The organism is Modestobacter sp. VKM Ac-2978 (assembly GCF_026968025.1).
In the GTDB taxonomy this organism is placed as follows: domain Bacteria; phylum Actinomycetota; class Actinomycetes; order Mycobacteriales; family Geodermatophilaceae; genus Modestobacter.
This window is the reverse complement of sequence record NZ_JAPVBP010000005.1, coordinates 139,201-152,086: the sequence shown is the minus strand read 5'-3', so window position 1 is coordinate 152,086 and position 12,886 is coordinate 139,201. Positions and strand designations below refer to the sequence as shown.

14 protein-coding genes are annotated in these 12,886 nt (G+C 75.1%); 9 read left to right on the top strand and 5 right to left on the bottom strand.

Translation table 11 applies throughout. The features are described from left to right. The first annotated feature begins 85 nt into the window (after positions 1-85). The 4 genes from O2W53_RS13960 to O2W53_RS13945 all read left to right on the top strand — a co-directional run bounded on the left by O2W53_RS13960 (position 86) and on the right by O2W53_RS13945 (position 3,122). Complete coding sequence (locus O2W53_RS13960) at positions 86-1,126, top strand: glutathione S-transferase family protein (RefSeq protein ID WP_269163649.1); 1,041 nt, start codon at positions 86-88, stop codon at positions 1,124-1,126. 82 nt (positions 1,127-1,208) lie between these two features. Continuing rightward, positions 1,209-1,529 (top strand): EthD family reductase, encoded by a 321-nt coding sequence (locus tag O2W53_RS13955; RefSeq protein ID WP_156119131.1) that lies wholly within the window; start codon positions 1,209-1,211, stop codon positions 1,527-1,529. A gap of 10 nt (positions 1,530-1,539) precedes the next feature. After that, entirely contained in the window at positions 1,540-2,304 is a 765-nt protein-coding gene (locus O2W53_RS13950) for a DUF6308 family protein (RefSeq protein ID WP_269163648.1), read from the top strand. A 194-nt stretch (positions 2,305-2,498) separates the two neighbouring features. Continuing rightward, positions 2,499-3,122, top strand: coding sequence for a hypothetical protein (locus O2W53_RS13945; protein WP_269163647.1), 624 nt, complete (start codon positions 2,499-2,501; stop codon positions 3,120-3,122). Positions 3,123-3,143: 21 nt separating this feature from the next. On the opposite strand, the gene O2W53_RS13940 is transcribed toward O2W53_RS13945, so the two are convergent. From O2W53_RS13940 to O2W53_RS13930, 3 genes are read right to left on the bottom strand one after another with little or no spacing between them, the layout of a single operon-like run. Further along, positions 3,144-3,752, bottom strand: a complete 609-nt coding sequence (locus O2W53_RS13940) for a GNAT family N-acetyltransferase (protein WP_269163646.1) — start codon at positions 3,750-3,752, stop codon at positions 3,144-3,146. After that, the gene (locus O2W53_RS13935) at positions 3,749-4,810 is read right to left on the bottom strand and encodes an acyl-CoA dehydrogenase family protein (RefSeq protein ID WP_269163645.1); all 1,062 of its coding nucleotides are present in this window, start codon (positions 4,808-4,810) and stop codon (positions 3,749-3,751) included. The genes O2W53_RS13940 and O2W53_RS13935 overlap by 4 nt, the downstream gene beginning before the upstream one ends. Beyond that, positions 4,807-5,970 carry an acyl-CoA dehydrogenase family protein gene (locus O2W53_RS13930; RefSeq protein WP_269163644.1) on the bottom strand — a complete coding sequence of 388 codons (1,164 nt, stop codon included), beginning with the start codon at positions 5,968-5,970 and terminating at the stop codon, positions 4,807-4,809. The genes O2W53_RS13935 and O2W53_RS13930 overlap by 4 nt, the downstream gene beginning before the upstream one ends. Before the next feature lie 101 nt (positions 5,971-6,071). Here O2W53_RS13930 and O2W53_RS13925 point away from each other — a divergent pair, with 101 nt between their 5' ends. The 4 genes from O2W53_RS13925 (at position 6,072) to O2W53_RS13910 (ending at position 8,612) form a co-directional block, all read left to right on the top strand. After that, the gene (locus O2W53_RS13925; protein ID WP_269163643.1) at positions 6,072-6,497 is read left to right on the top strand and encodes a DUF1810 domain-containing protein; all 426 of its coding nucleotides are present in this window, start codon (positions 6,072-6,074) and stop codon (positions 6,495-6,497) included. A 32-nt stretch (positions 6,498-6,529) separates the two neighbouring features. After that, entirely contained in the window at positions 6,530-7,099 is a 570-nt protein-coding gene (locus O2W53_RS13920; protein ID WP_269163642.1) for a mycothiol transferase, read from the top strand. Between the two features lie 114 nt (positions 7,100-7,213). Beyond that, positions 7,214-8,044 carry an alpha/beta fold hydrolase gene (locus tag O2W53_RS13915; protein ID WP_269163641.1) on the top strand — a complete coding sequence of 277 codons (831 nt, stop codon included), beginning with the start codon at positions 7,214-7,216 and terminating at the stop codon, positions 8,042-8,044. Continuing rightward, a complete protein-coding gene (locus tag O2W53_RS13910; protein WP_269163640.1) occupies positions 8,037-8,612 on the top strand; it encodes a TetR/AcrR family transcriptional regulator in 576 nt (191 codons plus the stop codon). Before O2W53_RS13915 ends, O2W53_RS13910 begins: the two co-directional genes overlap by 8 nt. A gap of 62 nt (positions 8,613-8,674) precedes the next feature. On the opposite strand, the gene O2W53_RS13905 is transcribed toward O2W53_RS13910, so the two are convergent. Beyond that, the gene (locus O2W53_RS13905) at positions 8,675-9,409 is read right to left on the bottom strand and encodes an alanyl-tRNA editing protein (RefSeq protein WP_269163639.1); all 735 of its coding nucleotides are present in this window, start codon (positions 9,407-9,409) and stop codon (positions 8,675-8,677) included. A gap of 141 nt (positions 9,410-9,550) precedes the next feature. On the opposite strand from O2W53_RS13905, the gene O2W53_RS13900 reads away from it, so the two are divergent. Next, entirely contained in the window at positions 9,551-11,878 is a 2,328-nt protein-coding gene (locus O2W53_RS13900; protein WP_269163638.1) for a HelD family protein, read from the top strand. 6 nt (positions 11,879-11,884) lie between these two features. On the opposite strand, the gene O2W53_RS13895 is transcribed toward O2W53_RS13900, so the two are convergent. Continuing rightward, a complete protein-coding gene (locus O2W53_RS13895; protein ID WP_269163637.1) occupies positions 11,885-12,868 on the bottom strand; it encodes an Acg family FMN-binding oxidoreductase in 984 nt (327 codons plus the stop codon). Positions 12,869-12,886 lie beyond the last annotated feature (18 nt).

The window sequence follows — 12,886 nt, the reverse complement described above, 5'->3', positions numbered from 1 at the left end:
CCCGGCCCGGACCCACGAGGCCGCGATCGCCCGGCACCGCGCGCCACACGCTGCGGCGGGGCGTCCGGTCGGCGAGGCTGGAGGGGTGAGCACCTCCAAGAGCGGCAGCGGTTACGTCGAAAAGGGCCAGGACTACCAGCGGGACCAGAACTACATCACCGACCGGATCACCGCCGACGGCGACAGCCGGTGGCCGGTGGAGGCCGGCCGGTACCGGCTGGTCATCGCCCGGGCCTGCCCGTGGGCCAACCGTGCGGCGATCGTCCGGCGGCTGCTCGGCCTGGAGCAGGCCATCTCCATGGGCATCTGCGGGCCCACGCACGACGAACGCAGCTGGACCTTCGACCTCGACCCCGACGGCCGCGACCCGGTGCTGGGGTACGAGCGGCTGCAGCAGGCGTTCTTCGCCCGCGACCCGGAGTACCCGCGCGGCATCACGGTGCCGGCGATGGTCGACGTCCCGACCGGGGCCGTGGTCACCAACGACTTCAAGCAGATGACGCTGGACTTCTCCAGTGAGTGGACCGCGTTCCACCGCGACGGCGCCCCCGACCTCTACCCGGAGCACCTGCGGGCGGAGATGGACGAGGTGATCGAGCGGATCTTCACCGAGGTGAACAACGGCGTCTACCGCTGCGGCTTCGCCGGCTCCCAGCGCGCTTACGACAAGGCCTACGAGCGGCTGTGGACGGCGATGGACTGGCTGGAGGAGCGGTTGTCCACCCGTCGGTTCCTGATGGGCGAGACGATCACCGAGGCCGACGTGCGGCTGTTCACCACGCTGGCCCGGTTCGACGCCGTCTACCACGGCCACTTCAAGGCCAACCGGAACAAGCTGGCCGAGATGTCGGCGCTGTGGGGCTACGCCCGCGACCTGTTCCAGACCCCGGGCTTCGGTGACACCACCGACTTCCCGCAGATCAAGGAGCACTACTACGTCGTGCACGCCGACATCAACCCGACCCAGATCATCCCGATGGGCCCGGACACGTCGGTCTGGCTGACCCCGCACGGGCGCGAGGAGCTGGGCGGCCGCCCGTTCGGCGACGGCACCCCGCCCGGACCGCCGATCGAGGGCGAGGTCATCCCGCCCGAGCACGGCCCCGGCGGCATCGGCCACCGCTGAGCGCGCCGCAGCCCGGGCGCCCTGGTTGGCTGACCACGGCGTCCCGGGCAGCGGAGCCCGCGGACCGAGGAGAGGTGGCGCAGTGGTGCACAGACTGATCGTCCAGTACGGCCAGCCGACCGACCCGGCGGAGTTCGACCAGCACTACCGGGACGTGCACGTCGGCCTGGCGCAGGCCATCCCCGGGCTCCTCCGGTTCACCGTCGGGCACCCGCGCTCGATGGACCCCATCGCGCCCGGCCCGTACCTGATCGCCGAGCTGGACTTCGAGTCCGCCGACGCGATGGGGGCCGGCATGGGCTCCGAGGCCGGCCGCGCCGCCGGCGCCGACGTGGCCACCTTCGCCACCGGCGGGGCGTCCATGTCCAGCTTCGACCTGGACGACGTCAGCCCGGCCGGCTGACCTCCGCACCGTGCTGACCGGCCGGCCGGACCTCGCGCTGCCCACTGCCGGACCGGAGCCGCTGCCGTGGGGCACCGCGCTGGCCGCCGTCCTGGGGTACGCCCAGGGACGGCGGCCGCTGCGGTACCGCTCCCCCAACGAGCGGGACGGCCGGTGGGTCCAGGTGCCGGCCTTCGGCTACGAGCGCTTCGACGCCCGGCCGGTGCCCGCCGGGCCACTGGGCGACGAGGACGTGCTGGTGGCCGAGGGGCTGCACGGCCGGCTGGACCCCGACGCCTGGTCCGCGGTCCGCGCTGCCCTCGACGCGGCCGGGCCCGTGGCCGCCGCCCTCGCCGGGCGTGCGTCCGGACGGGCCTTCTGGGAGCTGCCGGACGACGAGCTGTCGGTGCTCGGTGAACCGGGCACCGTCGGCGCCGCCCTGCGCGGTCTCGGTGAGCTGCCTGAACCGCAGCGGCGGCACGTGACGGCTGCGCTGCACCACCGCCGTCCCGACCTGGTGCCGTTGCTGCACCGCGCCACCTGGCTGCAGACGGTGCCGCACCTGCGCGAGGGCGACAGCGGGACGGCGGCGGTCGTGCACCGCGAGCTCCGCGCCAACGAGGCCGCCTTCACGGCGCTGGAGCAGGCGGCGGCCGAGCTGCTCGGCGCCCCGCTGACCCGGCTGCGGCTGCACGACCTGCTGGTCTGGCTCAGTGGCACATTGCGGCTGGCGACGGCGGTGGCGCTGGGCGAGGCGGCCGAGGAGTGGCACCGGTCGCCCAGCGCGACCCGCTGAGCGATCGACGGCTCGGACCAGCCGGGCGAGACCCTCGGCAAGCAGAGGGTGCGCCGTCGTTCAGCGGGCCGTGACGCAACGCCGGGTCCCGTGACCGAGGCCCGCTCCCCGGCTGACCTCGGCTCAGGGACACGAGCACAGTTCGCTGCACGGCGGCGTCGCCGGGGGCGGCGCCGGAGCCGAGGAGGCAGCCCATGTACGCACGGACCACCACCCTTCGTGGCAACCCGCGTGCCCTCGACGACGCGATCGACTTCGTCCGGGACGAGTGGCTCCCGACGACGACCGGCCTCCCGGGCTGCACCGGGCTGTCGATGCTCGTCGGCCGCCGCACCGGCCGCTGCATCGTCACCAGCGGCTGGGCGGACGAGCAGGCGATGCTCGGCAGCGCCGAGGGCATGCGACGCGACCGCGCGCGCCTCGGACAGCTGCTCGGGGCGGTGCCGGTGGTGGCCCAGTGGGAGGTCGCCGTCCTGCACCGGGTGCAACCCACCGGCGCCGACGCCGTCTGCCGGCTCATCTGGAGCTCACGCCCGGCCCCGGAGGCGCTCGACGACGACGTCGCCACGTTCCGGATGGCCCTGCTGCCCCGGATCGAGGAGCTCACCGGCTTCTGCAGCGCCAGCCTGATGATCGACCGGGTCTCCGGCGGCACCGTGCTGGCCGTCGCCTACGCCGACCGGGAGGCGATGCTCGTCGCCGGTCAGCGCGCCGATGCGCTGCGCACGGAGTACGCCCGGGCGATGGGCGGGCGGATCACCGAGGTCGCCGAGCTCGACCTGGTCGTCGCCCACCTCCGCATCCCCGAGACCGTGTAGTCGACGGCGGACGAGCGCGGGTCAGGTGGTCGGGCGCGCGAGGAAGACCGCGCCCGACACCGACGGGACGGCGACCTCGGTGAAGCCCAGCCGGGCGTAGAAGCCGAGGGCGCGGGCGTTGGCCGGGTCCACGCCCAGGTGCACACCGGGTGCCCCGGCCGCAGCGACCGCGGCGCAGAACACCTCGATCAGCGCCCGTCCCCAGCCGGCGCCCTGCGCCTCGGGCAGCAGGTCGACGTGCAGGTGCGCTGGGTACGCCGCGAGCTCGGGCACGAGCATCCGCTCCGGCCGGTGCAGCAGCGACACCATCCGCTCCTCCGGTGTGCGCGGCGGCTCGGGCGGCGCCGGGTACCGATCGGCCAGCCGCGGAAGCCACCGCGCCCGCCAGGCCCGCACGAAGCCGGCCGTGTCCGCGGTGCCCAGCACGTAGCCGACCGCCCGCCCGCCGTCGTCCAGCACGAACGCCCGGTCCGGCTCGAGGTCGACGTACGGGCCGGCGAACAGGTCGGGCATCAGGTCGTCGGTCGACCACCGCCCCCGGGCGTCACCGCCGGCGTCGGCGGTGCGCACGCAGACGTCGTAGACCGCCGCCCGGTCGGAGCGGCGGTACGACCGGATGCGCGGCTTCACACCACCCGGGCGAGTGCCGGCCAGAGTGCGTCGGGGCCGTCGGCGAGCAGCCCGGCGCCGAGCACCCGGGCCCACGCCGTCTCGGTGCCGGCCTCGTCCCGCCACGACCAGCAGCGCCGGGTGAGGTGGTGCAGCCGGTGCTCCTGGGTGAAGCCGATCGCGCCGTGCACCTGGTGGGCCAGCCGGGCGACCACCTCGACCGCGGCCCCGGCCCGCACCTTCGCCGCCGCGGCCGCCAGCACCAGCGACTCCCCGCGCTCGACCGCCTGCACGGCGGCGTCGACCAGCGCCGCCACCGCGGTCACCTCACCGGCCATCTCGGCCAGCTCCATCTGGATCGCCTGGAACTTGCCCAGCGGCCGGCCGAACTGGTGCCGCTCGCCGGCGTGGTGCACCGTCCAGGCCAGCACCTGCTGCAGCGCCGCCGACAGCTGCACCGCCCGGGCCAGCGCGTACCGGGCCCGCAGCTGCTCGGCCTGCGCGTCGGTCAGCAGCGCCCCGGCCGCGGTCACCCCCTGCAGCACGAACGAGCCGCGGGGTTCGCCGGCCAGGTTGGCCGCGTGCGTGGTCTCCCGCCCGGCGACGTCGACCAGTGCGAGCACCGGCCCCACCGCGCTGGTCGCCAGCACGGCGAGGTGCTGCGCGACGCCGGCCCACGCCACGTCGGTCGCGGTGCCGGTGAGCGTCCAGCTGCCCGGGCCGTCACCGTCGTCCCGGGGCTCGGCGGTGACCGCGCCGTCCACCGCGATGGAGAGCGGCTCCTCGGGTGCGGGGAGGTCGAGGCCGGCGGCCAGGACGGCGGGGGCGGCCACCAGCAGCTGCTCGGCCACCGGCACCGCCGCGGCCCCAGCGGCCAGCGCCCCCACGATCGCCACCGCGTCGGCCAGCTCGCCGCCGGAGCCGCCGGCCTCCTCGGGCAGCCCCACCCCGGTCAGCCCGGCCGCGGCGAGCGCGGACCACAGCCCGGCGTCCCACGACCGCTCGGCGGTGAGCGCGAACGGCTCGTGCTTCGTCAGGATGTCCCGGACGGTCTCGACGACCAGATCGACGTCGCTCATCGGAGCCCCAGTCCCCTCGCCACGATCCCGCGCAGGATCTCGTTGGTGCCGCCGCGCAGCGTGTAGCCCGGCGCGTGCAGCTGTGCCTCGGCCAGGGCCCGGCCCAGCGCGTCGGGTGAGTCCAGCGACGCCGGGACGTCGACCACCCGACGGACCTCGTCGATCACGTCGGCCTCGAACGTCGTCCCGACGTCCTTGACCAGGGCGGCCGGGATGTCGGGCAGCTCGCCGCGGTCCAGCGCCCCGGCGATGCGGAGCGACAGCTGACGCAGGGCGAGCAGCCGGGCCGAAAGCCGGCCCAGGGCGGCCAGCTGGGCCGGGTCCTGGCCCTCGGCCGCGCGCCGGGCGAACTCGGCGATCAGCGGGTAGGTGGACAGGAACCGTTCCGGCCCGGAGCGCTCGAACGCCAGCTCCGCGGTCACCTGGTGCCAGCCCGCGCCCTCCTCGCCCATCAGCATGTCGCCGGGGATGACCACGTCCTCGAACACGACCTCGTTGAAGTGGTGGCCACCGTCCAGGATCCGGATCGGGTTGACGGTGATGCCGGGCAGCGACAGGTCGACCAGCAGCTGCGAGAGCCCCGCGTGCCGGTTGGCCGGGTCGGCCGGCGAGGTGCGCACCAGGGTGATCGCGTAGTGCGAGGTGTGCGCGTTCGACGTCCAGACCTTGGCCCCGTTGACCACCCAGTCGCCGTCGCCGTTGCGGGTGGCCCGGGTGCGGATCGAGGCGAGGTCCGAGCCGCTGTCCGGCTCGCTCATCCCGATCACGAAGTAGCACTCCCCCGCCGCGATCTTCGGCAGGATCTCCTGCCGCTGGGCCTCGGTGCCGTAGCGCAGCAGGTTGGGCCCGGACTGCCGGTCGGCGATCCAGTGCGCCGCGACCGGGGCGCCGGCGGCCAGCAGCTCCTCGGTGACCGCGTAGCGCTCCATCGCCGTCCGTTCGTGCCCGCCGTACTGCTTCGGCCAGGTCATGCCCAGCCAGCCGCGCTCGCCGAGCTTGCGGGAGAACGCCGGGTCGACGCCGGACAGCCAGGTGTCCACGTGCGTGGTGAAGCTCCCGGCGGCCAGCTCGGCGGCGAGGAACTCGCGCACCTCGGCCCGTACCTCCTCGGCGGCGGCCGATCGCGGCGCGGGCGCCAGCGTCAACGAGTTGCTGCCCATGCAGTGCTCCCCACGTCGGTGTGGTGCCCGGTCTCGCTGGGTCCGGTGTCGGTTCTACCGGCTGCGGTGTGTCCCGGCCCGCTGGGGGGCAGGCTGACCGGGTGACCGATCCCTTCTCCCTGTCCCGGTTCGTCGACGCGCAGGACTCCGGCGGCACCTACGACCAGGCCCTCGCCGAGCTGCGCGCCGGGCGCAAGACCAGCCACTGGATGTGGTTCGTCCTCCCCCAGCTCACCGGCCTCGGCAGCAGCGCGATGGCCCAGCGGTACGCGATCAGCGGGCTGGACGAGGCCCGCGCGTACCTGGCCCACCCGGTGCTCGGCCCCCGGCTGCGCGAGTGCGCCCGGGCGCTCGACGAGCTGGACACCGACGACCCGGTCGCCGTCCTGGGGTCGATCGACGCGCAGAAGCTGCGCTCGTCGATGACGCTCTTCTCCCGGGCCGCACCCGACGAGCCGCTCTTCGGCCAGGTCCTCGCCCAGTACTTCGCCGGCGCCGAGGACCCGGCGACGACGTCGCGGCTGTAGATCCTGTCCGCCGCTGGCCCTACGGTGCCGCCATGAGCGACGACCCTCCCTGGGAACCACCCTTCGCCGGCACGGAGGCCGAGCACCTGCTCGGGGCGCTGGACCGGCTGCGCACCACCTTCCGCTGGAAGGCCGCCGACCTGGACGCCGCCGGGCTGCAGACCCGGATCGGCGCCTCTGCCCTCACCCTCGGCGGCCTGCTCAAGCACCTGGCGCTGGTGGAGGACGACTGCTCCACCGGCCGGCTGAGCGGCGCGCCGATCGGTGAGCCGTGGGAGTCGGAGTGGGGCGGCGGCGACTGGGCCTTCACCTCCGCCGCGGACGACTCCCCCGAGCGGCTCTACGCGCTGTGGGACGACGCCGTCGCGCGGTCCCGCGCCCGGTGGGACGCCGCCGTCGCGGGCGGGATGGACCAGCGGGTCGAGCTGACCGGCCCGGACGGCGAGCACGCCGGTCTGCGCCGGCTGCTGTGCGACCTCATCGAGGAGTACGGCCGGCACACCGGGCACGCCGACCTGCTGCGCGAGGCCGTCGACGGCCTGGTCGGCGAGGACCCGCCACCCGGCTGGCACCCGCGGCTGGGCCGACTGCCGGTCGGTTGAGCGACTCCCTGGGCGGCACCGGGCAGCTGTCCGCCGTGCTCCGACAGCAGGTTGACAGGTCATGGCTATCACCATTAGTTTTGAGCTAATAGAATTAGCCAACAGGAGGACGACATGACCGAGCACCTGACCGTCGACGGCGGCACGATCGCGTACGAGGTGACCGGCGCCGGCCCGCTCGTCGTACTGGCCCACGGCATGGGCGACAGCCGCGCGGCGTACCGGTTCCTCGCCCCGGCCCTGGTCGCGGCCGGGTACCGGGTCGCCGCCGTGGACCTGCGCGGCTCCGGCGAGTCCAGCGTGGGCTGGGCGTCCTACACGCGGACGGACATCGCCGGTGACCTCATCGCCCTGGTGGAGCACCTGGGCGGCCCGGCCGTGCTGGTCGGTCACTCCATCTCCGGTGGCGCCGTCACGATCGCCGCGGCGACGGCCCCCTCGTCGATCACCGCGGTGGTCGAGCTGGCGCCGTTCACCCGCAAGCAGCAGATCGGGCTCGGCGACCTGCGGGTGGCCCGCTTCCGGCGCGGCATGCGCCACCTGCTCGGCACCGCCCTGCTCGGCAGCACCGGGCAGTGGAAGAAGTACCTGGCGGTCGCCTACCCAGGGCCGAAGCCGGCGGACTGGGACGCCCGCCTCGACCAGATCGAGTCGATGCTGCGTGAGCCGGGCCGGATGAAGGCGCTGCAGGGGATGGGCAAGACGGCGCCCACGGACGCCGGTGCGCAGCTGGCCGCCGTCCGCTGCCCGGTGCTGGTCGTGCAGGGCACGCTGGACCCCGACTGGGCCTCCCCGCAGGCCGAGGGCGAGGCGATCGTGGCCGCGCTCCCGGCCGGGGTGGGACGGCTGGAGATGATCGACGGTGCGGGGCACTACCCGCACGTCCAGTTCCCCGAGCAGGTGGTCGCCGTGATGACGTCGTTCCTGGAGACCGCCCGTGCCTAGGGCCGGCCTCGACCAGGTCGCGGTCGTCGCGGCCGGCGCCGCGCTCGCCGACGAGGTCGGCTTCACGGGCCTGACCATGGGCGGGCTGGCCGAGCGGGTGGGCGTCCGGACTCCGTCGCTGTACAAGCACGTCAACAGCCAGGACGACCTGAACCGCGGGATCGCCGCGCTCGCCCTCGCCGAGGCGGCCGCCGCCGTCGGCACCGCCACCCAGGGCCGCTCGGGGCGGGACGCGCTCGCCGCCGCCGCCCACGCGTTCCGTGACTTCGTGCTCACCCACCCGGGCCGGTACGCGGCCACCATCGGCGTCGAGCCGACCGGTCCGGACGACCCGATCGCGGTCGCGGGGCTCGGGTTGCTCGACTCGTTCACCGCGGTGCTCCGGTCCTACGACGTCGAGCCCGCAGAGATGGACCACGCGCTGCGCACGGTGCGCAGCTCCCTGCACGGTTTCGCCACCCTGCAGTCGGCGAACGGCTTCCAGTGGTCCGCCGACGTCGACGAGAGCCTCGAGTGGCTCATCGCCCTCCTCGACCGTGGCCTGCGGAGCGCCTCCTCCCCGCAGTAGCCCGGACGCCGTCCCACCCACCAGCCACCAAAATGGCCATTTTGGTGGCGGTGGGTCCCTTCTCAGATGATCCGGAGGCGGAGGCGGCGGAAGCCGCGGCCCTTGTTCTCCACCTTCACCACTTCGACCCGGCCCACCATCGCCGTGGACGCCACGTGCGTGCCGCCGTCGGCCTGGGTGTCCAGCCCGACGATGTCCACGATCCGCACCACCTCCAGCTCCGGCGGCACCAGGTTGGTGGCGGTCCGGATGATGTCCGGGATCGCGAACGCCTCGTCCCGGGGCAGCTCCCGGACCTCGATCCGCCGGTCGGCGGCCAACTCGGCGTTCACCGACTCGGCGATCCGCTCCTTGAAGTCGGCCGGCACCTCGGCGAGGTCGAAGTCCATCCGGGCGGTCAGCGGCTCCATCGTGCCGCCGGTGACCAGGGCACCGAAGTCGCGGAAGACGACGCCGGTGAGCACGTGCAGCCCGGAGTGGGTACGCATCAGCGCGGTCCGGCGCTCGTCGTCCAGCGCGCCGCGGACCGCCGTCCCCACCGGCGGCAGCGGGTCCCCCTCCTCGGGCACCAGGTACAGCTCGTCGCCGCGGCGGGTGCCGGCGATCCGGGTGCGCACCCCGCCCCACAGCAGCACACCCTGGTCCGGGGGCTGACCGCCGCCGCCGGGGTAGAAGGCGGAGCGGTCCAGCACGATCCCCTGGTCGGCGTCAGCGGCGACCACGGTGGCGTCCCACTCCCGCACGGTGGCGTCGGCGAGGTCGAGGCGGTGGGTGTGCCCGTGGTGTGCAGTGGCCATGCCGCGATCCTGCCCCGGCCGCTGACGCCACGGACCAGTCCACCGGGAGTCCATTCCGCCCGGGAAGGAGCCGGGTGCCCGTACGGTTGCCAGTCGCCACGGAGCACCGCCGTACGCACACCCCCCGAGGAGCAGCGCCCGTTGTCCAGCTCGCCCCCTGACGCCGCCCCGGATCCCGCCCTGGCCGCCGAGCAGACCGCCGTCACCGACCTCTACCGCCGGCTCGATGCCGCCCGCGAGCTCGCCGTGACCCGCTTCCGGCAGGCGCTGGCGAGCCCGGTGATCAACCCGCAGTCCCTCGGTGAGCGGGAGGCCGCGGCGCGCTTCCACTCGCAGCGGATCACCGCCCTCGACGCTGCCGACCACGGGCTGGTGATCGGCCGGCTGGACCGCGAGGAGCAGCCGCAGCCGCTCTACATCGGCCGGGTCGGGCTGCCCGCCGACGACCCCGCAGGCGACCCGGCCCTGGTCGACTGGCGCGCGCCGGCGTCCCGGCCGTTCTACACCGCGACGCCGTTCCGACCCGAGGGCGTGGTGCGCCGCCGGCACATCCGCACCCGCAGCCGACGGGTCACCGCGGTCAACGACGAGGTGCTCACCGTGCGCCCCGAAGAGACCGACGGTCCGCCGCTGACCGGCGAGGCGGCGCTGATGGCCGCGCTCACCGCCGAGCGCACCGGCCGGATGGCCGACATCGTGGCCACCATCCAGGCCGAGCAGGACGCGATCATCCGCAGCGACGCCCGCGGGGTGCTGGTCGTGCAGGGCGGCCCGGGTACCGGGAAGACGGCGGTGGCCCTGCACCGGGCGGCCTACCTGCTCTACACCCACCGCGACCGGCTGGCCCGCAGCGGCCTGCTCGTCGTCGGGCCCACGCCCACCTTCCTGCGCTACATCGCCGACGTGCTGCCCGCGCTCGGTGAGACGGGGGTGCTGCTCGCCGGGCTCGGCCAGCTGCGCCCCGGGCTGGACGCCCGCGGCGCGGAGAGCCAGCAGGTGGCCGAGGTCAAGGGCCGGCTGGCGATGGTCGACGTGCTCAAGGCCGCCGTCCGCGACCGGGAGACGGTGCCCCGCGGCGTCCGGGAGCTGCGCATCGACGGGGTGTCGATCAAGCTGCGCTCGGTCGACCTCACCCGCTGCCGCACCGCCGGCCGGCGCGCGTCCCGGCTGCACAACCTGGGCCGGCCGGCCTTCCGCCGCGCCCTGGTCGACCTGGTGGCCCAGCGCTACGCCGACCGGATCGGCGCCGACGTGCGCGGCGGCGGCAGCCTGCTGGACTCCCGCGACCTGGACGCGCTCCGCTCGGAGATCGCCGGGGAGGCCGCCGTCCGCGCGCTGGTCGACGAGATGTGGCCGGTGCTCACCGCCGAGCAGCTGCTCGGCGACCTGCTCTCCTCCCCCGAGCGCATCGCACGGGCGACGAAGGGCTGGACCGACGAGGACCGCGCCCTCCTCTCCCGCCCGGCCGGCACGCCGTGGACGCCGGCCGACGTCCCGCTGCTGGAGGAGGCCGACGAGCTGCTCGGGTACGACGACAGCGCCGACCGCGCCCGTGAGGCACGTCGCCGCCGGCAGGCCCGGGACGAGGCGCAGGAGACCCTCGACCTGCTGTACGGCTCCCGCTCCACCGACCTCGACGACGACGAGGACGGCGAGGAGCTGACCGCCGGCGACCTGCTGGACGCCGAGATGCTCGCCGACCGCGAGGCCGAGGTGGACGTCCGGTCGGCCGCCGAGCGGGCCGCGACCGACCGCACCTGGACCTTCGGGCACGTGGTCGTCGACGAGGCGCAGGAGCTGTCGGCGATGACCTGGCGGCTGCTGGCCCGCAAGTGCCCGACCCGGTCGATGACCGTCGTCGGCGACCTGGCCCAGACCGGCAGCCTGGCCGGCGCCACCGACTGGGGCGCGGTCCTCGCGCCGCACGCCGCTGCGCAGTGGCGGCTGGCCCAGCTGACGGTGAACTACCGGACCCCGGCCGAGGTCATGGCCGTCGCCGCCGACGTGCTGGCCGCCGGTGGTGCCGGCACCACCGCGCCCCGGTCCGTGCGGAGCACCGGGGTGCCGCCGTCCGCCGAGCAGGTGACCGAGGCGTCGCTGCTCCCCCGGGTCGCCGACGTGACCGCCGAGCTGGCCGCCGCCGGGGGCACCGTCGCGGTGGTCGTGCCGCCGAGCCGGGTCGACGACGTCGTCGACTGCCTGCGCACGGGCTGGCCGGCGGTCTCCAGCGGCCCGGCCGCGGACTCCTCGGCCGGGCCGGTCGTGCTGGTGCCCGCGGACGCCAAGGGCCTGGAGTTCGACTCGGTGCTGCTGGTCGACCCGGCCGCGGTGCTGGCCGAGGGCGCCCGCGGGCACAGCGACCTGTACGTGGCGCTCACCCGGCCCACCCAGCGGCTGGCCGTGCTGCACCCCGGCGAGCTCCCCCACGAACTGGACCGCCTCACCGAGCCCCAGCCGGTCGAGGACTGAGCCGGGTCAGCTGACCCGGAGGACCTCGGCCACCGGGCGTCGGCCGCTGGTCACCTGCGCGCCGGACGGCCGGCCCAGCCGCAGCATCATCTGCGGGTGGCCGACCAGGTCCAGCCGGGCGGTCAGCCGGTTCCGGGCCCAGTCCTGGTCCAGCGCCTGGGTCAGCGGTGAGGCGGTCAGCCCGGCGTCGGTGATCGACAGCAGCAGCCGGCCCAGCGCCATGCCGGCCCACACCCAGGCCCGCCGGTCGTCGGCAGCGGTGCCCAGCAGGACCACGGAGGGGTGCTCGACCGGCGGCGGCGGGTCGTCGTCGGCCGGCGTCGCGGGGGTGGGGTGCGGTCCGCCGCCGGCGAAGTCACGGACGGCGAAGTTCGTGGCGCGGCTCTCCGTGGGCAGGGCCGTGACCGGCACCCCGTCGGGTGCGTCCGGGTCGGTCCGCAGCCAGGCCTGCAGCTCGGCCAGGTACGCCGGGTCGTGCTGTTCCAGCTGTTCGCCCTGGTCGAGCAGGACGGCGACCGCCGTCTCCTCCTCCATCCGGCTGATCGGCTTGAGCCAGACGCCGTCCCGGCCCGTCTCGGCCTGCAGCCGGTCGACCAGGCCGGCCGGCAGCGGCTCGGGCAGGAACGGCGCACGGTCGGTGTGCCGGGCGCCGATCGCCGCGGCCGCCCGCACGTCGGTGGCGTCGGGCTCGCCCCGCCCGGTCACGCGCACGGTCGCCAGGTGCTCCGGGTCGGCCGGGTCGGGCAGCACGTCGACCTCGGCGGTGATGCCGGACCCGCGCAGGGCCACCACCGTGAAGTGCACGGCGACCCCGCAGCTGAGCACCTGCTGACGGCCCGTGGGGTCGATCGCGGGCAGGCCCCGGGCGGTGTCGTGCCGCACCTCCAGCCGGTCACCGGAAGCGGTGAACGCCCAGGGCTGGGTGTTGTGGATCGACGGTGCCCGCACCGCCTGCTCCACCACCTGGGTCCACTGCGCCTGGTCCAGCATGTCCGCCTCCTGTCACCT